The organism is Arthrobacter sp. S41 (assembly GCF_004320535.1).
Classification (GTDB): domain Bacteria; phylum Actinomycetota; class Actinomycetes; order Actinomycetales; family Micrococcaceae; genus Glutamicibacter.
Map to the genome: position 1 here is coordinate 353,864 of NZ_SIHY01000001.1, position 22,641 is coordinate 376,504.

Consider the following 22,641-nt stretch of genomic DNA (forward strand, 5'->3'; position numbering starts at 1 on the left):
GACCAACGATCCGCTCAGATTCCCTACTGGCTAATAGAGCGAAACGATACTTCTGTAATGGCGGGCTCGTACCTCTACCCGACATGCACGCGGGTACCGTGATTTCGGATATTTGCTACCGTAACCGCGGGCATACATCGTTCTAGGCCTCAGAGCTCGAGTACCCAGAAAATCATATTGAGCTATTCGGTTCCGGGGACGATCAACAACCTGAGAATTTCGAAGCTTTCCAAGACACTTCGAGAAGATCGTGGACCTCCGATCGTCATCCGTAAGCTGTCAAGTGGGTGTCCAACGCATCTAGCGTGAAATCCGTCACCCCGTGTGGTCAATCGATTCCTGATAGCACTTACTTCGAACACCGTGGCCCTGGACACTAGCTCCGTTTATAAACCGGTAACGATCGGCAACATGGATTCACGATGTGAAAAACTACGAAGCACGAAGTGGCACTCGCCGGCCGATATTTGCAGGCGGGAAAACATGAACGACGTGATTGCTTGCGTTAAAACGTAAAAGTGGACATGTACCTACGAATTGCCCTGGGATTCGGGTTGGAAGGATTCCCTTCGGGAAGAAGACAAGCGCTGGAATCAACAGATGATTCTCATTGATAAGACCCGTGACTAGCTTGATCATCGGAGTAAACCGGTACTACCTGATCGTTGTCACAGCGAACGCGCTTTACAAAAAAGAGGTCCAAAAAAGAAGTACCTTCATAGGTCATTCTGCATGTCTCACTGGTTCATCTATGTTCCACAGGACACAGATCAGGCCGATCGTCCGGTGCTGTAACGCGACAACCTCATTGAAGATCAGACTGGTACTATCTCCACAGCGTCTAAATGAAAAACTGATCCAAGGAGTACTCGTGCGCATTTTGCTAAAAGGCAAGCAGATCATAGACGGATACGCCGATGAATACGGGAACCGGATTATCGGATCGGCTCAAGTATCACCAAATTCGACCATCGAGTTTAGATCCGAGGGTTGTAAAGTCGAATTTTCTAAAGGCGCAAAATTCAATGGCTCAATATTCTTTCTGAGAGAAGACTCGCAAGTCATAGTAGGTGATGGGTCATTATTGCGGGGGAGGTCCTCGCTCGGCGCTAATAGTACGATTCGGTTAGGGAAAGGAGTTTACAGTGGCTCCAATCTACAGATAACGACAGCTGAGTCTTGCAGCGTTGACATCGGTGAAGATGTGCTAATTGCAAATGATTGTCGATTCCGCGCCGACGATTCACATCCGATTTTCGACGGCATCACGGGCAAACGTATAAATAAGTCCGCATCCATAACCATCGGAAAACATGTGTGGGTAGGTCAAGAAGTATTCCTTATGCCCGGAAGCCTTGTTGGGGAAGGTAGCGTCGTCGGAGCGCGTGCGATTGTTACGAAATCGCGATCAATTCCTGCCAACTCGCTCGCCGTAGGTTCTCCTGCCAAAGTTGTACGGAAAAATATCGTCTGGGTCCGTAAGCATCTGCAGCTTCATACAGACATTCCAGATTCGATAGATCCAATTTTTGAGGAAGAGGCACTCGCGGTTTCGTCAAGATCTAAAAATGCCCCTAGGTGGCTTGCGAACCTAAAAATGTTTTTCTCTTCCTAGTCGTTGGGGGCTGCAGGGCCGAGGTTCGAAGTCAAAATGACGTGATCTTCACAGCCCTGGTCCTCACTTTCGATCCGGCCCGAGAAGTCAGTAGGCACCAGTCCTAGGTGCATCGAGGTTGCCAAACAAGGCAATGAGATATAATCAAGTGGGTCGATTAGTCTTCAGCTGAATCATCCGCGCATCCGAACTCTGCAAATAAGGTAGTAATGGCACCACTATTCCGTAATCCGTTAAAAGCAAATTCGATGTCCCCTGCTTCGAATTTAATCGAGAAACGGGGTGCTTTTAGCAGGGAAGGGATCGTTTACTACGGGCCGCAGGGCGAACTTTTAAAGCCGATGCGCACGTTGCTTTCAAGCGAAATCGTGCAGACGGATGGAAAGATCCGAGCTCTCGATGTTACTCTCAGGGTATTCGACGACCTCGAGCTCACAACCCTATGGGCGAGATACCACGATGAATGGTTGTCCGTTGGACAATTTGAGTTGCAAGCGGTTTCAGACGGCGCACAGAAGATACGCACTTATACTACGAGGGTCTACCTAGATTCTGTCGCTCAAGCAATCGACGAGAAATCTCGTTACGCCGATATGATCCAGCACGATGATGATGCTGGAATTCGTTTTCATCTGCATGTCCAAGCAACGTCTAATGCTCGTCGCCCACCTTTAGCTGGAAGAGAGATCGAAGCTACGGCTGAAGGCTTCAGTTTTAGATACCCAGTAGGCAAGGCCAGAAAAACCCTAATCAACGGACTACATAGCATCGACTCTTCTGTGGGAGAACTAACGCCTTATATTAACAAGTCAGGGTTCCTATCGCTGTCCTTTAACGATCGTGTTGAACCCTTCGCAGCGGTCATGAATGATGGAATTAGATTTGTCGATGGTTCATTGAAGCTAAAAGGCAGAATCGACTCCAGGCACAGCAAGGTAGTTAAAGCAAAGGTCCTTCTAGTCGGTCGGACCAGCGGTTATGTAGCGGAGATGGATACCAAACTGGGATATCTCAAGCAACAAACCGAAAGGGATTTCGGACACTACCACTTCATTGTCGAATCTGAATACGATCTAGAATCTGATATTGAAGTTCTCAAGAATGATATCCTAGATTTTTATCTAGAAATGGATATTCCTGGCGAAGAGCAAACGGTTCGAAGACGTTTTGGAAAAACTAGATTCTTGGAACGTCGGAATAACGACGCGTTCCAGCTCGAATCTGAAGAGAAAGTTATTTCTTTCGTACCGTATTTCACCTATCAAGCTAAGAACCCATCGATCCAGGTCGAGGTGTTTGACAGAAAGTCATTCGTTCATCTGGCGAAGGAGGCCAAATATCGTTGGATTAAACCAAAGAACGTAAAACCAATTTGGCTCATTGGTGAAATGCCATATAAGGCTCAGGATAATGGGCTGACTTTCTTTAAATACATGCAGGATAACCACCCGGAGATTGAATCTTATTATGTAATCTCAAGTGATTCCCCTGAGCGTCAAAACCTTGACGGATACAAGAACGTCATTGATTACCGTTCCGTCGAACACATCGATATTACTTTGCGTGCAGAAAAGATTATTAGCACGCACGCTCCATCTCAACTTTATCCAACAAAAAATCCAGATTTTGTTAGACGTGTTGCTGCTACAAAAGTGTTTTTACAGCATGGTGTGACTGCTGGAAAATGGATCGCCCCAGTTTTCGGAAAGAATGCCAATGACTTCGATGCTGACTTGGTCATGGTGTGTTCTGAACGAGAAAAAGAGTTCTTCGTTCATGATCTTGGATATAAGAGCGAAGAAGTAGCAGTTACCGGATTTGCGAGATTCGATAATTTGTTTGCCGAAGACGTTATTGAACGCAAGAATCAAATGTTCGTAATGCCTACCTGGCGACCTTGGCTACAGGATCCATCCACATTCGAAGAGTCTGACTACTTCATGCGGTGGATGTCGCTGCTGGCAGGTGATCGTCTAAGCGCCCTCGTGAATGAATTCGGTCTGGAAGTTATATTCTGTCTTCACCCTAATATGCAGCAGTACACTCACCTCTTCAAAGGAAGTGGTGCCCGCGTTGTTTTCCAGGGTGACGTGAATGTTCAAGATTTAATCAAACAGAGTGGCATCATGCTCACCGATTATTCAAGCGCCGCACTGGATTTCGCTTTCTTGCACAAACCTGTTGTGTATTACCAGTTCGACGCGGAACGTTTCCCCGTCCCGCATGCAGATCCTTTATCGGAATTGCCAGGTCCTGTTGTAACCACTGAGCGTGAGGTAATTGAGAGAATACGTGAGACGTATTCAGCCGGCGGGGTAATGACTTCGGAATACATGAACCGCGCGGACCGTTTTATTGCGAATCGCGATAGGAATAGTTCCGCGAGAATCTATCGTGCAATCAAAGAATTCGCACCAGCATCATTAAATAAGTTCAAAATGAACCATGATCTCGCTGAGACTTCGAAAAGGTACTTTAAGCGCCATCGCTCTTATTCCCGGATTTCTCAGGCTTTCTATCGGTTGATTAGGGTAACAGCGCCACTCAACGAGAATGTAATTGTTTTTGAGAGCACCTTGGCACGTAGCTTTGGAGGAAATCCTAAAGCTATCTACGATGAACTGGTTCGACGTGGCGATGCGAGGCTCAAAGTGGTCGTTTCGAATCGACATGTGCGAGTTCGAGACGAAAACACCATTGTAGTTAAGCGACACTCGTTTGCTTTCCTCTGGTATTTGGCCACAGCCAAGTATTGGGTCAATGACCAGAATTTCCCTCATTACATCACGCGTAGGCGAGGTGGGGTGTATGTGCAGACTTGGCATGGAACTCCGCTGAAGAAGATGTTTTTGGACCAAGCGAATTTCTTTGGACGAGATCCAGGCTACGTTTCGCGTGTAACAAAAATGGCTGCACAGTGGAATAGATTGGTTTCCCCCAACGCGCACACGAGTAAATCAATGCGATCCTCGTATGGGTACAAAGGAGAAATCTTTGAACTCGGTTATCCGAGAAATGACGTGCTGTCGAGCCCTGACCGCGACGTCATCGCCGACGGTATCCGACAGCGTCTTGGAATCAGCAAAGATAAGTACGTCGTTCTTTATGCACCTACATTCCGCGATGACAAACCAACTAAACGTGGACGATTTGCTTTTGATTGGCCGTTTACACCTTCCTCATTCCACGAGGCATTAGGCGATGACGTTGTACTTTTGGTTCGCACTCACAATTTAGTCAGTAATAAGGTGCGTATTCCCGACGAGATAGCCAGCAATGTAATTGACGTATCTCAGTATCCAGATATTCAGGAACTATTCTTGGCGAGCGATATGCTCATCACGGACTATTCTTCATCTTTCTTCGATTATGCGATTTTGGATCGGCCCGTGCTATTTTTCGCATACGATCTCGAGAATTATCGAGACTCGCTGAGAGGATTTTACTTGGATTATGAGAAAGATCTGCCAGGTCCAATATTCGAAGAATCGGAAGATCTCTTTGACGAAATCCAAAGACAAGTTCAAAGTCCAAAGTCAAGCGGAAACGTTCCTGCTGAATTTATAGAATTGTATGCATCATTCGATGATGGCTTCGCTGCCTCGCGAGTGGTTGACCAATTATTGACTGACTAGACAGAAGAATGATGGTTAGTTCAGAGGCTGATCCTATGTTGGCTCTCTAAAAAAACTTACGTGATGGGCGAAGGAGCATTCATGGATTCGGTACAAAAATTTAATATATTCGAGTTGACTTGGAACATTCCAGAAAATTATGGTGGCATGACTTCTGCCATGTTGTACCGTACAGAACAGTTTGAAAGATTTGGGCTCGGCAAAGATATTACAATTCTGACGCTGGCCGCTGGTCTCGACGTGGACAAAACGGGAAAAACACTCCGTGCGCGATGGGGTATCTCCGACAACGTGAACGTGCGCAACATATGGCACGACTTGCGGACCCTTGAAAGCAATGTGCTTGTAAATTTGGTTGGTGAAAGTCCGGATTCTAGTACGACTGCGGCCATCGATGTCGAGGGCGTGGAAGAACGTCCTTACATGCGTGTTAGCAAGGATGCGTCTGATGCTGTGGTCCGACGGCAACATCTTCGAGCTGACGGTTCTCTGCTACTTACCGACGAGCTAAGCCTTCCGGAAGGGCGTCGAATGACGCTTTTCAGTAATGACGGCATTCCGCTAAAAACTTGGCGAGCGGGATCTGACTTGTATCTGTCCTGGTTGCAGTTCGTCATGGGAAAGGACCTTGGCGTCCTTATCAATGAAGACAAGCGCATTGGTGAGTTCCTACACCGGTATTCATGTCCGAATACCAAGATTATTCAGGTCATTCATGGGACTCATTTGGCAAATAGGAACCTGGCACCCTACGGTCCGTTGTTGAAATTGCGAACCAATACAGTCAAGAATTTGACTAAGTTTGATCGAGTTACAGTGTTGACCCGTCGACAGTATGACGACATTTCCAACCTCGGTGTCGACATGCAAAACGTATCTGTTCTGCCGAACGCTACTGCGCCGCGTGATCTTAGCAAGGGTGAGCGAGTAAAACGGCCCGATGGAAAGGGCGCCATCGTTGGAAAACTGACTCCGTTGAAGCGTGTTGATCACGCAGTCAAGGCTGTGACCGCCTCAGCAGAGTATGCGAATGTACTAGATATTTCTCTCGACGTATTCGGCGACGGTCCAACAAAGGGTGATATAGAACAGCTGCGTATGACGCTCGGGGACAAGTCTGTTGAATCAGTATCGCTCAAAGGCCACGTTAAAGACGCTGCTTCATTACTGTCTGATTATTCGTTCTTATTGATGACAAGTACTTCTGAAGGTCAGTCGTTGGTTCTTCTTGAAGCAATGTCGCAGGGCTGCATCCCAATCGCTTACGATATTCGATACGGCCCCTCCGATCTTATTGTTGATGGCGTAAACGGTTTTTTGGTTCCTTCCGGGGACATCGATGCACTTGGACGAACGATACGACACTTCGTTTCTTTGCCGGAGGCAACCAAGGTCAGTATGCGTCAGGCGGCAACCGAATCAGTGAGAAAATTCTATCCAGCTGAAAACATGCGTCGTTGGGCCGACATGTTTGAGACTTTGTGGGAGGAAGAAGAAAGTTCTGAGATTTCTTCTTCATTTGATGGGGTTGCGTTTGCCAACGCGACGAAATTGGAGGGTTCTCTCGTTCATATTTCCGGTGTTATTAGAGTCGACAACGATGAGTATTTGCCGGAGCTCTGTCTGATTACGGCTACACGTGACGGTTCGTCTTTCGTTAAGTCATCGATAGACTTGGTGGACAAATCATCAAGTGAATTGACTTTCAGCACGTCTGTCGATCTCAACAAGCTCCCAACCGCAGACAAGTCAATATTGGACTTTTATGTTTCACCTTCTTTAGCGGGATGGTCGGAAAAAATCCGACTTAAAATGAATATTGATACCCGGTCGAAAAAATCATTTGTTACTAAGGTCTATGAAACGAAGCACAACGGATTCAGTATTGACCTAAAGTGACACGCGGTTACAGTTACGGTTCGCCGCAAATTCATGAGTAGTAAGTGATAAAATCGAATACTAGCCATTGCTTTGTTGCAAATACTCTAATGAGCATGGAAAACTGTGTCTCGGCAGATTGTTTACTATTTGATAATTGGTTCATTTCGGAAAATAGTCTCGAATTCATGACGTCTTGTACGATTCATTCTTTTCTCGGTGAGTAATGCCCGGTTTCAAAGGTTGTTAGCGTTTGCTTCATGCTAATTATTTGATTTCTCTTTTGGAAATAGATTTGCACTATTCCAATTGCAATAATTGATAAATGGCATTTGCTGGTACTGGCTCTAACTATCCAGTACCAGCATTTTGGCTATTTTGGTATCACTGGTGTCAGATGGTACCCGGAGGCGGCCGTGAAATGAACGAGCCTTTAGCTTTAATTATTCGAGGAAAATCCGAACCTATTCTCAACAGTGATTGTTCGCTTGAACTCTATATGGGGAATCGGTCTGACTCGGGAGTATTGTCGATGGCCGATTTTCGTGCGGGATATGGGAAGTCGAACGGATCGCTTGCAAGGTTTTGATTGATGCCAGTCGTCAGTAGTTCATTAATCCCCACGGGCGTGTCTCAACAGCCGAGAGGTTGGTGCTAACTGCGCGGACTGATGCGACCAGTTAGCCGTAGCCAGCATTACGATGAAAGATCTCGAAAAGAGCAAAGCGTCTAGCGTTAGGCTATAGTCATGATGAACCAAACTGCGATATTTGTTGACGCTGGATTCCTACTTTCACTTGGGGGTCACCGTGCCGCAGGAACAACCCTAAGATCAGCTTTTACGACTCACTACGAATCGTTAGTCCGGGGAATCGTCCAGACGGTAAAGAAGAATACCGGGCTGAATAATCTCCGCGTCTATTGGTACGACGCGTCCAAGGATGGACTCTTTACTGAACAGCACAAACGAATTGGACTTATACCTGGAGTGAAGGTTCGCCTGGGTCGAATTTCTTTCAACGGTGAGCAAAAAGGCGTGGACTTGCGTCTTGCTTTGGACTTAGTTGGTGTTGCTCGAAATCGCTCAGCTTCCATTGCCTACCTTGTCTCCGGCGATGATGATCTTGCTGAAGCCGTAGAAGAGGCTCAAGACCTCGGGATGAAAGTGGTACTTCTTGGCATCGCTAAGTCCGATAGCAGGTTAGGCGTGGCCTCGGTGGCCGAACACTTGGCACTAACGGCGGATTACATGGAAACCATCCCTAACCAGTTATTGGATAGTGCGTTTACCAAAGTACTGGAATGGGATCAGCACCATTCGGAGAAGACCTCGGCAATTGCGGGTGCTCCAACGGCTCCAGCAGTTCCTTCCGCGCCAAAGCCAGCTATTCCAACACCGGCGATGATGGCTCAAAAACCTGTGGCTCAATCGTCCGTTCAATCGGAACCAGGCCTGGAATTTGTGTATTCCAGCGGTGGCGAACGTCCTGGATACAAGGGCAATGCTGCCTATGAGCAACAGGAACTTAAGGTAGCCGAAGAGATTGGTGCAAAGGTCGCCGAGTCATGGCTTGCCTTTACCACGCAGTCTGAAGTAGTGGAACTAATGGCTGATAAGCCACAGTTGCCACCGGAGATTGATAGGACGCTACTCAAAGACTGTGCGCAGGTGTTGGGGGAGTGGAAGACTGATCAGCAGACTGTCCGCAGAACCTTAAGAAGTGCCTTCTGGGAGTACCTAGACAAGATCATGTGACAAGCAAGCAACGACTTGAAGAACTCTAAAGCACGCAAGCTAAGGTAAATTTGTATCGTGACTTCTCAGCAGAAACCTTTTTACATCACCACTGCCATTTCCTACCCGAACGGCACTCCGCACATCGGCCACGCTTACGAGGTTGTGGCCACCGACGTGATGGCCCGATTCAAACGACTTGACGGCCACGACGTATTCTTCTTGACCGGCACTGATGAGCATGGTCAGAAGATGATGCAGACGGCTGAAAAGCTGGGAATCACGCCGGGGCAACTTGCCCAGCGCAATTCGGATGCATTCCAGACGATGAATGATGATCTGGGAACAAGCTACGACCGCTTTATCCGCACTACTGACGCGGATCACCATGCTGCAGCTCAGGAGCTGTGGCGTCGGATGGAAGCCAATGATGACATCTATCTAGACAAGTATGCTGGCTGGTATTCCGTACGCGATGAAGCGTTTTACACCGAAGAGCAAACTGAAGTCCGTGAAGACGGAATTCGCTACGCCACTGAAACCGATACCGAGGTTACGTGGACTGAAGAAGAATCCTACTTCTTCCGTCTGTCCAAGTATCAGGACAAGTTGCTGGACTACTACCAAAACAATTCTGAATTTGGAGCACCCCGTACTCGATTTAATGAGGTAGTGCGCTTTGTTGAAGGTGGTCTGACCGATCTTTCGATTTCACGAACAACCTTCGATTGGGGAATCCCGGTTCCGGGTAACGAAAAGCACGTGATGTACGTGTGGGTTGACGCACTGACCAATTACCTCACCGGTGTTGGATTCCCAGACGTTGACTCCGCTTCGTTCCAAAAGTACTGGCCAGCTGACGTACACGTTATTGGCAAGGACATTTCTCGTTTCCACGCAATCTACTGGCCAGCATTCCTGATGTCCGCCAAGTTGCCGTTGCCTAAGCGCGTGATGATTCACGGCTTCTTGCACAACAACGGTGTGAAGATGTCGAAGTCCTTGGGCAATACTGTTTCACCTGACGATTTTGTGAATCGTTATGGACTAGATCAGGTGCGTTACTTCTTCCTCCGCGAGGTACCTTTCGGTGCTGACGGAAGTTATAACCACGAAACCATTGTCGCTCGCATCAATGGCGACCTTGCCAATAACTTTGGCAATTTGGCTCAGCGTTCATTGTCCATGGTGGCTAAGAACTGCGGGGGAGTCGTTCCGACTCCTGCAGAGTTTGTTGCCGAGGATCAGGAAATTCTTGATGCTGCGGGCAAACTGTTGGACATTAGTCGAGATGCCTACTCGCGCCAAGAGTTTAGCAAGGCGCTTGAAGCTGTTTGGCACGTGCTTGGCGATACCAACGCGTACTTCGCAGAGCAAGAGCCATGGAAGCTTAAGAAGACAGATCCTGAGCGCATGGCCACTGTCTTGTACGTAACCATCGAGGTAGTCCGTAAGGTGGCTTTGCTCTTGCAGCCAGTCTTGCCTCAGACCATGACTGCCATGCTTAATTCGCTGGCAGTTGGCGAGGGTTCGGCTCGCACCTTCGAATACTTCGACACTGCTTTGGTTCCTGGTACGGAATTGCCAGCTCCTAAGCCTGTCTTCCCGCGCTACGAAGAAGAAAAGTAAATTTAGCTTCTGACAGAGAATGCCGGTCTTGCAGGACTTCAGTCAATTGATTTCCTTGCAAGGCCGGCATTCGTCATACCTACGGGCTAACTACTCCGGTTTGGTAAGCGATGACAACGGCCTGCACACGGTCGCGGGCTTCAAGCTTTGAGAGAATGTGGCCGACATGTGTTTTGACAGTAGCCTCAGATAGGAACAATTCTTGAGCGATTTCTGGATTTGAGCGACCCAGTGCAATCAGGCCAAAGACTTCTCGCTCACGGCGGGTCAGTGAATTGACCAGACCCGCTAACTGTTCATTGCAAGGAGCCGAAGCCTTTTTCATCAATGGCGCCATATGATCCAGTAGTCGTCGCGTTGTTGAAGGCGCAATGACTGCATCTCCGCGGTTGACCGTCCGAATTGACTCCAGAAGTTCTTCAGGAGGGGCGTCTTTGAGAAGGAATCCACTGGCGCCGGCCTGGATGGCACTGAAGGCGTATTCATCCATGTCGAAGGTGGTTAGAACAATGACCTTTGGTCCGTCTGCTGCTGGCTTTGATGGGTCAAGCAAACGCTGGGTGGCTTCGATGCCGTCCATCTCAGGCATCCGAACGTCCATAAGGATGACATCTGCTTGCGAGGTCAGGGGAGAAGCTATCGCTTCTCGACCGTTACCTGCTTCAGCAATGACTTGCATGTCATCTTGTGAATCGATCAGCATCCGAAATCCGCTACGAACCAGTAGCTGATCATCAACCAATGCGACTTTGATTGCATTGATATTTTCCATGTGTGTTTAGTCCTCAGAGTATGGGATGAATACTGCTACGGCGTATCCGCCGGATGGTTGTGCGCCGGAAGTACAGGTACCGTCGTACAAGGCTACTCGTTCTCTCATTCCGAGTAGCCCTTGTCCATTGCCCTCTAATTTGATGGCCCCGGCACCGCGCCCGTTGTCTGTAATGCGAAGATCAAGGCCACGGTAGGTCCACGTGAGTAACACTTCAGCAACTACGTTGGTGCCGGCATGTTTCAAAACGTTGGTCAAGGATTCTTGAATACACCGATATGCGGTGAGCTCTGCTCCGGCGGGTAGGTCCTTACGTGGTGTTCCTGCTGTTTCCAGCTTCACTTCGAGTCCGGAGTTCCTAGCTATTTCAACCAGGTCATCAACATCAGTTAAGGAAGGCAACGGACGATTTTGGAGTTCTTCATCCTTGCGCAGCACGCCCAAGAGCCGGCGCATTTCTTTGAGTGAGGCACGACCAGTATCAGAGACAGTCTTCAAAGTGTCGATTGCTATTTGCGGATCTTTGACCGCTGCATAGCGTGCGCCATTGGCTTGGGTAATGATTACAGAGAGTGAGTGAGCAACGATATCGTGCATTTCTCGGGCAATATGGTTTCGCTCGTCTGAGGCAGCCAATGCCCGTTCCATAATTCGTTCGTTTTCCAGTCTGTCTGCGTGATCCTTCAAAGATTTCATAGCTAGTCTGCGCGTCCGCGCCAGGTCACCAAAGGTCCACGACAGGGTAACGAGCAGCGCCAAGCCCACGAAGGAAAAGATCATGTCAGCGGTGAACCCAGTTGAGACTTCTGGACTGTACTGAGATGGGCTGAAAAGCGTGAAGGTCGCGAGAATGGCGCCTAGAAACCCGAGAGCAAGCGTACCGAATGACTGCCAGCGTTTCCCGTACACGGCCATGGTGTAGATCATTATCGGCACTGAAATCTGAGACGGAAGAATCAGGCCATCAAAGGCCAGCTGCAGCAGGTGCCCCACGGCAATAACCAGAGTCACTGCCCATGGGAATCGTCTGCGGACCATCATTGGAGCCGATTGCAAAAGGGCAATCGCAAAAATGGACAACATTGCAGAGCCTGACATGGAGCCGGTTAGACCGATGGTGCCGGGCACGCAGAAAAGTGTGTAAACAAGCCCGGTGATGAAATCTACGCGTCGGGGATTCGCGCGGATCCAACCGTCAATGCGACGGTGGGGATTAGCAAGAAACAATGCTTTCTTCAATTCAGTGGTGTCAGTTGCGGACAGGTGAAACCGATACAGCGGAGTCCGATAGATCTAGGATATCGAGTCGTTGAGACAGCGCACGTCATGCTCAGGTTTGAAGTCTGCAGCTGAGAGTCGCAGGGTTCTCATAATATGAGACACACTCTCACATGTTGGACTATGGTCGCTAGAATTGAACCATGGCAAATGAAATTGATATTGCGGTCATTCCAGGTGACGGGATTGGCCCAGAAGTTATAACTGAAGCGGTCAAGGTTCTAAAGTTCGTCACTAATGGTGGCAAGCAAGACGTCAAGCTCACTTACTACAAACTTGGCGCAGAACACTGGCTTGAAACTGGTGAGACTCTCCCAGATGAGTCGCTGACTGCGATCAAGCAGCACGACGCCATTCTTTTTGGTGCCGTAGGCGCAGCTCCTGGTGATACTCGTATTCCTTCAGGAATCATTGAACGTGAATTGCTGTTGAAGCTTCGCTTCTCTTTGGATCACTTTGTGAACCTGCGCCCATCCAAGCTTTATGCAGGCATTGAAAGCCCGCTGGCTAACCCCGGCAACATTGACTTTGTGGTTGTTCGTGAAGGTACCGAAGGACCATACGTCGGCAACGGTGGTTCGGTGCGCACCGGAACCGCGCACGAAATCGCCACCGAGGTTTCGGTGAACACTGCCTACGGTGTTGAGCGAGTGGTTCGTGATGCATTCCGCCGCGCTTCAGAACGCGAACGTAAGCACGTGACTTTGGTTCACAAGCACAACGTCTTGGTGCACGCAGGCCACTTGTGGAAGCGAACCGTAGAAGCAGTTGCTGAGGAATTCCCTGAAGTTACTCATGACTATCTGCACGTTGACGCGGCCACGATTTTCTTGACCACGGACCCATCCCGTTTTGATGTCATCGTTACTGACAACCTGTTTGGTGACATCTTGACTGACCAGGCCGGAGCCATAACTGGCGGTATCGGACTAGCTGCCAGCGGCAATATCAACATGGAGCGCACCTACCCTTCAATGTTTGAGCCGGTACATGGATCCGCTCCTGATATTGCTGGCCAGCAAAAGGCTGATCCAACGGCTGCCATTCTGTCTGTGGCTTTGATGCTTGATCATCTCGGATTGTCAGAAGAAGCACGCACTGTTGAGCAAGCTGTTGAAAAAGAGATCACTTCGCGTCAGGAATTGACCGATAATCGCACCACAAGTGAAATCGGCGATGCAATTGTCGCTCTACTGGCATAAGCTAAAAACAGACGTTTCCGGTTAGTTCCTAACCGGTGGCAATTCCACGAACGGATGTTCCGCGTAAACGTGGGGCATCCGTTCTTTTGATTATTGAGCTAGGAAGTCCAAGGGTAGATGGAATTCACCGAAAATCTTTCAACAAGTCGCAAGAGCGCCCAGGAGCGCGCCAGCGTTTTGGCTAACCCAGGCTTTGGAGATTTCTTCACTGACCACACTGCAGTCGTCGATTGGACCTCCAATGAAGGTGGCCGCGATGGTCAGTGGCATGACGCTCGAATTGAGCCTTACGGTCCAATCGCCATGGATCCGGCGGCATCGGTGCTTCACTACGGTCAGGAGATCTTTGAGGGCCTGAAGGCATACCGTCACGAGGACGGCTCGGTTTGGAGCTTCCGTCCGCGGGCTAATGCTGCGCGCTTGAACAAGTCGGCACAGCGGTTGGCTCTGCCACAGCTGGACGAGGACGTGTTTGTGGATTCCTTGAAGAAGCTTGTTGCTACCGATGTCGAGTGGGTTCCAACTGGTGAAGGTGAAGCCCTGTACCTGCGCCCGTTCATGATTGCCACTGAAGCATTCCTTGGAGTGCGCGCTGCGCGAGAAGTTTCTTACCGCGTCATTGCCTCTCCAGCCGGTAATTACTTCGGGGGAGAGCTCAAGCCTGTGGCCATCTGGGTTTCCAAAGACTACGCCCGTGCCGGGCGCGGTGGTACTGGCTCTGCTAAGTGTGGAGGCAATTATGCTGCTTCCCTAATTGCCCAGCTGGAAGCGGAAGAACACGGCTGCAAGCAGGTCCTATTCTTGGATTCGTTTAATGACAATGCTGTTGAAGAACTTGGCGGCATGAACGTTTTCTTTGTAACAAAGGATCAGAAGCTCATTACTCCTGCACTGACCGGGACAATCCTTGAAGGTGTCACCCGTTCGTCGGTCATTCAGCTTGCCAAGGATCGTGGCATGGAGGTTGAAGAGCGCAAGATTACCCTTGACGAATGGCGTGACGGAATCGGTTCAGGCGAAATCACCGAAGCATTCGCTTGCGGCACTGCCGCAGTCATTACTCCGATTGGTGTGCTCAAAAATGGAGATGAACTTATCGGAAACGAAAGTGCTCCAGCAGGTGAAGTGACCATGTCTATCCGTGAAGAACTCTTGGGCATCCAGCTGGGTACCGTTGAAGATCGACACGGTTGGCTTGAGCGCTTGGCTTAGAGGCCATAACAAAGGACTACGATGGTCTCGGGGATTATTTCCCGAGACCATCGTTTTATTTGAAAAGGATTATTATGCACGTTCTGGTAACTGGTGGTGCTGGCTACATCGGATCACACGCTGTGCTCTTGTTGTTAGAAGCGGGACACAAAGTATCCGTCTTTGATAACTTGAGCAATTCTTCGCCTGAGTCGCTCAAGCGAGTACGTGAGATGTCTGGCTCAGCACCGCAATTGTTTACCGGTGACCTGCTGGACAGCGACCGTCTTGAGTCTGTTCTTCTAGAAACCAAGCCTGATGCTGTGATCCATTTCGGTGGTCTGAAGGCCGTTGGCGAGTCAGTAGAAAAGCCAATTACTTATTATCAGAACAACGTGGTTGGCACCCTGAATTTGGTTTCCGCAATGGAAAAGGCAGGCGTGAAACGCTTGGTCTTTAGTTCTTCGGCCACCGTATATGCGGAATCAACCGAATTGCCGTTGGTTGAAGGTGCTCAACGAGACGCATCCAACCCGTATGGTCGTACCAAGCTCCACATTGAACAGATCCTTGAAGATTTGGCTGTCTCTGATTCATCCTGGTCCATTGCGACTTTGCGTTACTTCAACCCTGTTGGTGCGCATCCGTCCGGCAATATTGGTGAAGATCCACAGGGCATTCCGAACAACCTGATGCCATTCATCGCTCAGGTTGCGGTCGGACGACGCAGTGAAGTTCAAGTCTTCGGCAATGATTACCCAACCTATGACGGAACTGGCGTTCGAGACTACATCCACGTCATGGATCTAGCCCAAGGCCATCTGGATGCCTTGGACTTCCTCAATGAACATAGTGGACAATATGTTTGGAACCTTGGCACAGGAAGCGGCACGAGCGTCTTGGACGTTATCGGTGCGTTCTCACGCGCTTGTGGACGGCAGCTTCCCTACAAGCTTGTTGACCGCCGGCCAGGCGATATTGCTGAGTACTATGGCGACCCAACTACCGCTCGCTTGGAGCTAGGCTGGAAGGCAGAGCGTGGTGTCGAGGAAATGGCCCGCGACATGTGGCAGTGGCAGTCCAAGAACCCAGCCGGGTACCCAGATTTTTCCCTCGATGATATTTCTGAAGAAGAGATGAACGAGTTTATTCGAGGCGAACGAACTTCGCTGGCAAAACAAGATTAGATAAGAGAAGTAATCGAATGAAGATAGCAAGGTTTGTAGTAGACGGTGACCCGCTGTACGGCGTAGTTGATGGAAATGATATTCACGTTCTCGCGGGAGACCCGTTCTTCCAAGGAATAAAGACAACTGGTGCGACTCATAGCTTGGATGACGTTCGGCTCGTCGCACCGATCATTCCTCGTTCCAAGGTTGTCGGATTCGGCCGCACCTATCGCGAACATGCTAAGGAACTAGGTAATGAGGTTCCAAAGGAACCGATTATGTTCCTGAAGCCCAACACGTCGGTGGTTGGTCACGGCGACCCAGTTACTCTGCCAGCATTCTCTGAAGAAGTTTCTTTCGAGGGTGAACTTGCTGTGGTCATTGGCCGCATCTGCAAGGATGTTCCAGCTGACAAAGCCCAGGACGTTATCTTTGGCTACACGGTGGCAAATGATTTGACCGCACGGGACGCACAACGGTCAGATCCGCAGTGGGCACGCGCCAAGGGGTTCGACGGATCTTGCCCACTGGGTCCTTGGATCGAAACTGAACTCGCAGACCCAGACGACGTTGGCATTGTGACTCGCGTTAACGGTGAAGTCCGTCAGGACGGATCTACTAACGAGATGATCTGGCCAGTGAACGAACTTGTGGCTCGCGCCTCCGAGGCATTCACCCTTCTGCCAGGTGACGTCATTATGACGGGCACTCCAGCGGGTGTTGGTTTGGTTGAAGCTGGAGACGTAGTTGAAATTGAAGTTGAAGGCATCGGCTCCTTGCGGACTGTTTTCAGGCGCTAAGCTCGTTCAACTAACCATTGTCTGGCTAGAATAATAATCACCACCAACTTGCCATCATCAATTTGGTGGAACCGCACTGGCTCTCGATCATTTATGTGATCGGGAGCCTTGCGGTTTAACTGCAACTTTCAGCTTCAAAGGCATAGAATGTAGACATCATGACTGATCTATCGCTGATTCCTGAAGTAACCGAAGACACCCCAGTACGCGTTCGCTTTTGCCCATCACCCACAGGTACGCCACACGTTGGCTTGATCCGCACGGCCCTGTTCAACTGGGCCTACGCTCGTCATACCGGTGGAAAGATGATTTTCCGCATCGAAGACACCGACACAAAGCGCGACTCGGAAGAAAGCTACAACCAAGTGCTTGAAGCATTGGGCTGGTTGGGCATCGACTGGGACGAAGGCGTCAATGTTGGCGGACCACACGAGCCATACCGTCAGTCACAGCGAGGCGAGATCTACCAAGATGTCATTGCAAAGCTTCGTGCAGCTGGACACGTATACGAGTCCTACTCCACCCCAGAAGAAGTAGAGGAGCGCCACAAGGCTGCTGGTCGTGACCCTAAGCTGGGCTACGACAACTTTGACCGTGAACTCACCGATGAGCAGAAAGCGGTGTTCAAGGCAGAAGGCCGCGAGCCAGTCTTGCGCGTTCGCATGCCGGATCACGATGTGACCTTCAACGACCTTGTTCGAGGAGAGATCACCTTCAAACCAGGCACTGTTCCGGACTACGTTGTAGTCCGCGCCAACGGACAGCCGCTTTACACGCTGGTCAACCCTATCGATGACGCGTTGATGGGTATCACTCACGTGCTTCGTGGCGAAGACTTGCTGTCTTCAACTCCACGTCAGGTTGTCCTGTACGCACTGCTCTACGACATTGGTGTTGCACAGTACATGCCACGCTTTGGTCACCTGCCATACGTTATGGGACAGGGCAACAAGAAGCTTTCCAAGCGTGATCCAGAATCAAGCTTGTTCTTGCACCGTGACAACGGCTTCATCCCAGAAGGCCTGCTGAACTACTTGGCTCTTCTTGGTTGGTCCCTGAGCGCTGATGAAGATATCTTCTCGCGTGATCAGCTTATTGAAGCCTTTGACGTGACGGACGTGCTGTCTAACCCAGCACGCTTTGACGTGAAGAAGGCCGAAGCTATCAACGGTACTCACGTGCGCATGCTTGAGCCACAAGATTTCCGTGACCGTTTGGTTCCTTACCTTCAGGCTGCTCAGCTTGTTGGTGAAGAACTTACCGCGCGCGAAAACGAGATCTTGGATCAGGCTGCTCCACTGGTGCAGGAACGCATTGCCTTGCTCGGCGAAGCTACAGACATGCTTGAGTTCCTCTTCAAATCAGATGATCAGATCGTTATCGCTGACAATGCGCTTAAGGGCATGCCAGCTAACTTGGTCGAGGTCGTTGATGCATCAGTAGCCGCTTTGGAAACTGTCAGCGAATGGAATGCTGAACAGATTCAGGTTGCCCTGCGTGCAAAGCTCGTTGACGAACTGGAATTGAAGCCTCGTCAGGCATTTGGTCCAGCTCGTGTTGCCATCTCAGGCAAGCGAGTTTCTCCTCCGCTTTTCGAGTCAATGGAAATCCTGGGACGCGAATCGAGCCTGGACCGCTTGCGTGCATTCGGTGAAAGCCGATAGATAGCCACTGAAGGTTTTCTTGCTTTGAACCGTCGCTCCGAGGCGCCGCAGCATTTTTGTTGTAGCCCTCGGGGCGACGTTTTTGTGTCACGGACGCGTTGGTCCACCTGCGACGCAGAACTCTCTGTTTCGTTCTTGGCTAGTCGTAGGAAGAGTGCGTTAATTCACAGATACTAAACACTGGGTTCTGCACTTGGTGAAGGTGAACTGAACTGAGCTTTTCCGCACCATGTCGCGCAATATCTCCTTAGAAACGAGCACAGTTCACGATTTGTGTTGCTAATCGTAGAGCTGTATAGTTTTATCTCGTGCTGCGGGAGTGACCGGAAATCAGAAGTATCTGAATTCCCTAAACCTCCAAGTCACATTGGGATATGGTGTAATTGGCAACACAGCAGTTTCTGGTTCTGTCGTTCTAGGTTCGAGTCCTGGTATCCCAGCGCTTCACCAAAGCAATTTGGTGAGTTGAAGATCCGTCTTCAGCATACGGCCCCATCGTATAGCGGCCTAGTACTCCGCCCTCTCACGGCGGCAACACGGGTTCGAATCCCGTTGGGGTCACCATATTAAAACCACGGAGAAATCCGTGGTTTTTTCTTTTGCCCAAAATTCTGCGTTGGGCTCTCCATAATCACCGTTGTCATAAGGCAAGATGGTGCACATGGAGTCGAATTCAGATCAGAGCGAAAACGCAGCAAGTAATGTTGCCAGTGGTAGAGGATTCAGCAGCGTCGCCACCCAGAACCTGACTGAACTACGAGACATACTCGCCGAATTAGTCTTTGTTCACGGCCCTTCAGAAGCTGTGTCCCAAAGCGAAGAGCTGCGTGCCAAAACCTTGCACCAGATTGCTGATTACCTACTGCCTCGCGTATCAAACTTGGGAGCGCCGTTGCTCGCCGTGGTTGGCGGGTCTACCGGTTCAGGAAAATCAACTTTGGTGAATTCACTGCTGGGGGAGCAAGTCAGCGTTTCCGGTGCCGTGAGGCCAACCACTCGCACTCCCGTCCTTGCATTTAATCCTGCAGACCAAACATTTTTCGATTCGGAACGCGTATTACCGGAACTCATCCGAGTAACCGGGCAGGGCTTCGCTGTTGGCGGGGACTCATCTCGAAGTGATGCGCTGCTCATGACTCCACACGAACGCGTTCCGCAAGGTCTAGCAATTTTGGACGCGCCGGATATTGACTCGGTATCTGACGATAATCGAGCGCTTGCGGGACAGCTTTTGAACGCCGCTGATTTGTGGATTTTTGTCACCACAGCTAACCGGTATGCCGATGCCCTACCGTGGGATCTGCTCACCGACGCCGGCGTTCGAAACATTACTGTGTGCGTCGTACTCAATCGCGTACCTCTGGGCGCTGAGAAAGATATCGTCCCTGATCTACGACGACTGCTAACGGAAAAGAATCTTGATCCTGCGCTGCTTCACGTCCTGAACGAGACGCAGCTAAGCGGGGACAAGCTAATTCCGGCAGACCATGTAGCTCCACTATCCCAGTGGCTTAACGAGCTGGCTGCGGATGCGACCAGGCGACAGCAACTAGCCGCCCAGACGCTTGAGGGAGCAATGCGCAGAACCACAGCTGATGCAGGTGAGCTGTTGGCTGAAGTGCAAGATCAGGAGAGCCAACTTGCTGAACTTCGCAAACTAACTTCCGACAGGTTCGATCAAGCGCTGGCGAGAATTAATGAAGGGTTAGACGACGGTTCGCTTCTTCGAGGCGAAATCTTGTCCCGGTGGCAAGACTTCGTTGGCGCAGGTGAGCTACTTCGCGGGATTGAAGGTGCTGTTGGCCGCATGCGCGATCGCGTGAGTTCGTTCTTCTCTGGTCGGCCAGCCGCGACTCATAAAGTGGAACAGGCGATTGAATCTGGACTCCATACAGTTTTCATTGCAGAAATTACCAATGCCTGCCACGACATAGACAGAGCTTGGAAAAACACACCTCTGGGGCAAGTGCTTCGAGGCGAACTCAGTTCGCCTCGGCCCGCCGCTGACTTTAATGAGCAAGCTGCCGACAGTATTCGGCTATGGCAAAAAGACATTCTTGAGATGATCCGTGAAGAAGGTGCGGGCAAACGCAAGACAGCCCGCATGGCTGCATTTGGTGTTAATGGAGTCGCGGTGATCTTGATGGTGGTGGTCTTTGCCTCTACCGCTGGGCTCACCGGGCTAGAGATCGGTATTGCCGGTGGCTCTGCGGTAGTTGGCCAGAAGCTTTTGGAAGCGATTTTTGGTGAGGACGCTGTGCGTCGCATGGCTTCACGAGCACGAAAAATGCTTGATACGCGAGCAAAAGCACTCATAGCAAATACATCTGAGATCTACACAAATGAAATAGACGGACACTCGCAGCCTGAGGTTGTAGAGGCATTGAACCGTGCAACGGAGAGCCTGAACAGCAAGGGGGCCCGCAAATGACGGAACGCAAAGTAGTCCGCGCAGCCAATGGTCTTGATCAGCAGATCAACAGCGTCGTCCAAGCGATGCAACTTGCTGAACCATACCTGGACGCGGAGAGTATAGATTTAGCCGCTGCAGTCATCAACAAAGCTGAATCACGTCGTCAACTATCAGCTGACCACGTAGTAGTTGGGTTATTCGGGGCTACCGGAAGCGGAAAATCCACACTCTTTAACGCACTCGTTGGCCAGAAGCTAGCAACCACAGGGGTCATTCGTCCTACAACAACAAAGACCGTCGCAGCCATTTGGGAGACCGAAGGTGCCAACGAACTTCTTGATTGGCTAGAAGTCACTGACCGCCACGTCATTGAGAAGTCTGCGGAAGGGAAAAGAAGGGTAACCAAGAAGTCCCTAGACTCAGGCCTGATGCTCTTGGATCTGCCCGATATGGACTCTACAAGAGTAGAACACCACGAAATTGCCACCCGGCTGGTTGGTCAAGTGGACTTCTTAGTCTGGGTGTTAGATCCCCAGAAGTACGCCGACGCGTCGATTCATCATGGATATCTGAATTCCTTGCGCAGTCAGCAGGGAAATATTGTGATTGTCCTGAACCAAATCGACAAGGTTACAGAATCAGACCGCAAGAACGTCGTGCATTCACTGCGCGAGATCCTCGCGCAATCTGGTCTTGAACGGTTGCCGGTAGTTTGTGCTTCTGCAGTGACTGGCGAGGGTCTGGACGAGGTTCAGAAGCAGATTGCAACTGTCGCTAAGAACAAGGCTTTGTCTACTCGGCGTTTACGTTCTGACGTAGATCAAGTTATCCATAAGCTCAACGGTGATTTGAGTACCGAAAAGGTGCGTTTGCCGGGGCAAATGCATCAAGCAGAGCTTGAACAGACAATTGCCAATGCGCATGGAGCAAAGTACATCGCTGATGCTGTTGAAACTTCGTACAAGCTTCGTGGCGCGCAACGCACCGGCTGGCCACTGACCACGTGGTTGATCCGACTGCGAAATGACCCGTTGCAGAGAATGAATTTGGGTCGTAGTAGGCAAACTTCTGATTTGTCCATTACTTCGCGTCCCGAGCGTTCGGTAGCAGAATCCGCGGCTATTGATCATGGGATCGACAAGTACGTAGCAGAGGCTACAAGTCAATTGCCGGAGAGCTGGCATGAACCGATTAGAGATGATGTCAGCGCAAACGTTACTTCGTTGGACAGCGCAGTAGACTCAGCCATCGCCGCAACACCACTTGGGGTGGAACGTTCTTCTTGGTGGTGGCCAGTGATCAAGTTTGTTCAGTGGGTGGCACTGCTCGCTGCACTGGCAGGGGCTCTTTGGCTCGCGGCCTACCCGGTGGCCGGATACTTCCAATTTGACCTGCCAGAAGCACCGCGCATAGAGGGCATAGCCGTACCAACGTTGGTTCTTGTCATTGGTGTGTTGCTTGGCGTGGTGCTGGGTATAGGTTGCTCGTTCGTCAATCGAATAGTGGCTAAAGTTAAACGTAGAAAAGCGTTGAAGAATATTCAACGTTCTGTGTCGGGTTTGGTCCGGACGGCAATCGTTGATCCGGTTGATCAGTACCTGAACATTTACAACAGTTATGCCGAACTCATCAGCTCGGCAGCAAAGAAAGCCGAATAGAA

The 22,641-nt window shown here is 50.1% G+C and carries 14 protein-coding genes and 2 tRNA genes; 14 read left to right on the top strand and 2 right to left on the bottom strand.

Going from position 1 to position 22,641, the window contains the following annotated elements; all coding sequences use genetic code 11:
• The first annotated feature begins 871 nt into the window (after positions 1-871).
• The 5 genes from EYR88_RS01660 to metG all read left to right on the top strand — a co-directional run bounded on the left by EYR88_RS01660 (position 872) and on the right by metG (position 10,492).
• Complete coding sequence (locus EYR88_RS01660) at positions 872-1,615, top strand: acyltransferase (protein WP_165477256.1); 744 nt, start codon at positions 872-874, stop codon at positions 1,613-1,615.
• A gap of 209 nt (positions 1,616-1,824) precedes the next feature.
• On the top strand, positions 1,825-5,250 hold the full coding sequence (locus EYR88_RS01665) for a CDP-glycerol glycerophosphotransferase family protein (RefSeq protein WP_242632429.1): 3,426 nt from the start codon (positions 1,825-1,827) through the stop codon (positions 5,248-5,250).
• 81 nt (positions 5,251-5,331) lie between these two features.
• The gene (locus EYR88_RS01670; RefSeq protein ID WP_165477257.1) at positions 5,332-7,149 is read left to right on the top strand and encodes a glycosyltransferase; all 1,818 of its coding nucleotides are present in this window, start codon (positions 5,332-5,334) and stop codon (positions 7,147-7,149) included.
• Positions 7,150-7,876: 727 nt separating this feature from the next.
• Positions 7,877-8,884: an NYN domain-containing protein gene (locus EYR88_RS01675; protein ID WP_131088009.1), complete on the top strand. Its 1,008-nt coding sequence runs from the start codon at positions 7,877-7,879 to the stop codon at positions 8,882-8,884.
• A gap of 57 nt (positions 8,885-8,941) precedes the next feature.
• A complete protein-coding gene (metG, locus tag EYR88_RS01680; protein ID WP_207306455.1) occupies positions 8,942-10,492 on the top strand; it encodes a methionine--tRNA ligase in 1,551 nt (516 codons plus the stop codon).
• A 79-nt stretch (positions 10,493-10,571) separates the two neighbouring features.
• On the opposite strand, the gene EYR88_RS01685 is transcribed toward metG, so the two are convergent.
• On the bottom strand, positions 10,572-11,264 hold the full coding sequence (locus EYR88_RS01685) for a response regulator transcription factor (protein WP_131088011.1): 693 nt from the start codon (positions 11,262-11,264) through the stop codon (positions 10,572-10,574).
• 6 nt (positions 11,265-11,270) lie between these two features.
• Positions 11,271-12,392, bottom strand: a complete 1,122-nt coding sequence (locus tag EYR88_RS01690; RefSeq protein ID WP_242632430.1) for a histidine kinase — start codon at positions 12,390-12,392, stop codon at positions 11,271-11,273.
• A gap of 293 nt (positions 12,393-12,685) precedes the next feature.
• Between EYR88_RS01690 and EYR88_RS01695 the strand changes: the two genes are divergently transcribed.
• The 9 genes from EYR88_RS01695 to EYR88_RS01735 all read left to right on the top strand — a co-directional run bounded on the left by EYR88_RS01695 (position 12,686) and on the right by EYR88_RS01735 (position 22,639).
• Positions 12,686-13,744, top strand: a complete 1,059-nt coding sequence (locus EYR88_RS01695) for a 3-isopropylmalate dehydrogenase (protein ID WP_131088013.1) — start codon at positions 12,686-12,688, stop codon at positions 13,742-13,744.
• A 117-nt stretch (positions 13,745-13,861) separates the two neighbouring features.
• Positions 13,862-14,956, top strand: a complete 1,095-nt coding sequence (locus EYR88_RS01700; RefSeq protein WP_131088014.1) for a branched-chain amino acid aminotransferase — start codon at positions 13,862-13,864, stop codon at positions 14,954-14,956.
• Positions 14,957-15,030: 74 nt separating this feature from the next.
• Positions 15,031-16,122: a UDP-glucose 4-epimerase GalE gene (gene galE, locus EYR88_RS01705; RefSeq protein ID WP_131088015.1), complete on the top strand. Its 1,092-nt coding sequence runs from the start codon at positions 15,031-15,033 to the stop codon at positions 16,120-16,122.
• A gap of 17 nt (positions 16,123-16,139) precedes the next feature.
• Positions 16,140-16,904, top strand: coding sequence for a fumarylacetoacetate hydrolase family protein (locus tag EYR88_RS01710; RefSeq protein WP_131088016.1), 765 nt, complete (start codon positions 16,140-16,142; stop codon positions 16,902-16,904).
• Between the two features lie 158 nt (positions 16,905-17,062).
• The gene (gene gltX, locus EYR88_RS01715) at positions 17,063-18,568 is read left to right on the top strand and encodes a glutamate--tRNA ligase (RefSeq protein ID WP_131088017.1); all 1,506 of its coding nucleotides are present in this window, start codon (positions 17,063-17,065) and stop codon (positions 18,566-18,568) included.
• A gap of 368 nt (positions 18,569-18,936) precedes the next feature.
• A tRNA-Gln gene (locus EYR88_RS01720) sits at positions 18,937-19,008 on the top strand.
• A gap of 48 nt (positions 19,009-19,056) precedes the next feature.
• Positions 19,057-19,132 (top strand) — tRNA-Glu (locus tag EYR88_RS01725).
• Between the two features lie 97 nt (positions 19,133-19,229).
• Positions 19,230-20,999: a dynamin family protein gene (locus EYR88_RS01730; protein ID WP_131088018.1), complete on the top strand. Its 1,770-nt coding sequence runs from the start codon at positions 19,230-19,232 to the stop codon at positions 20,997-20,999.
• Positions 20,996-22,639, top strand: coding sequence for a GTPase (locus tag EYR88_RS01735; protein ID WP_131088019.1), 1,644 nt, complete (start codon positions 20,996-20,998; stop codon positions 22,637-22,639). Before EYR88_RS01730 ends, EYR88_RS01735 begins: the two co-directional genes overlap by 4 nt.
• Positions 22,640-22,641 lie beyond the last annotated feature (2 nt).

Coding starts and splice junctions, on each gene's coding strand:
- EYR88_RS01665 (WP_242632429.1), top strand. CDS start 1,825: ATGGCACCACTATTCCGTAATCCGTTAAAAGCAAATTCGATGTCCCCT.
- EYR88_RS01670 (WP_165477257.1), top strand. CDS start 5,332: ATGGATTCGGTACAAAAATTTAATATATTCGAGTTGACTTGGAACATT.
- EYR88_RS01675 (WP_131088009.1), top strand. CDS start 7,877: ATGATGAACCAAACTGCGATATTTGTTGACGCTGGATTCCTACTTTCA.
- EYR88_RS01685 (WP_131088011.1), bottom strand. CDS start 11,264: ATGGAAAATATCAATGCAATCAAAGTCGCATTGGTTGATGATCAGCTA.
- EYR88_RS01695 (WP_131088013.1), top strand. CDS start 12,686: ATGGCAAATGAAATTGATATTGCGGTCATTCCAGGTGACGGGATTGGC.
- EYR88_RS01700 (WP_131088014.1), top strand. CDS start 13,862: ATGGAATTCACCGAAAATCTTTCAACAAGTCGCAAGAGCGCCCAGGAG.
- galE (WP_131088015.1), top strand. CDS start 15,031: ATGCACGTTCTGGTAACTGGTGGTGCTGGCTACATCGGATCACACGCT.
- EYR88_RS01710 (WP_131088016.1), top strand. CDS start 16,140: ATGAAGATAGCAAGGTTTGTAGTAGACGGTGACCCGCTGTACGGCGTA.
- gltX (WP_131088017.1), top strand. CDS start 17,063: ATGACTGATCTATCGCTGATTCCTGAAGTAACCGAAGACACCCCAGTA.
- EYR88_RS01730 (WP_131088018.1), top strand. CDS start 19,230: ATGGAGTCGAATTCAGATCAGAGCGAAAACGCAGCAAGTAATGTTGCC.
- EYR88_RS01735 (WP_131088019.1), top strand. CDS start 20,996: ATGACGGAACGCAAAGTAGTCCGCGCAGCCAATGGTCTTGATCAGCAG.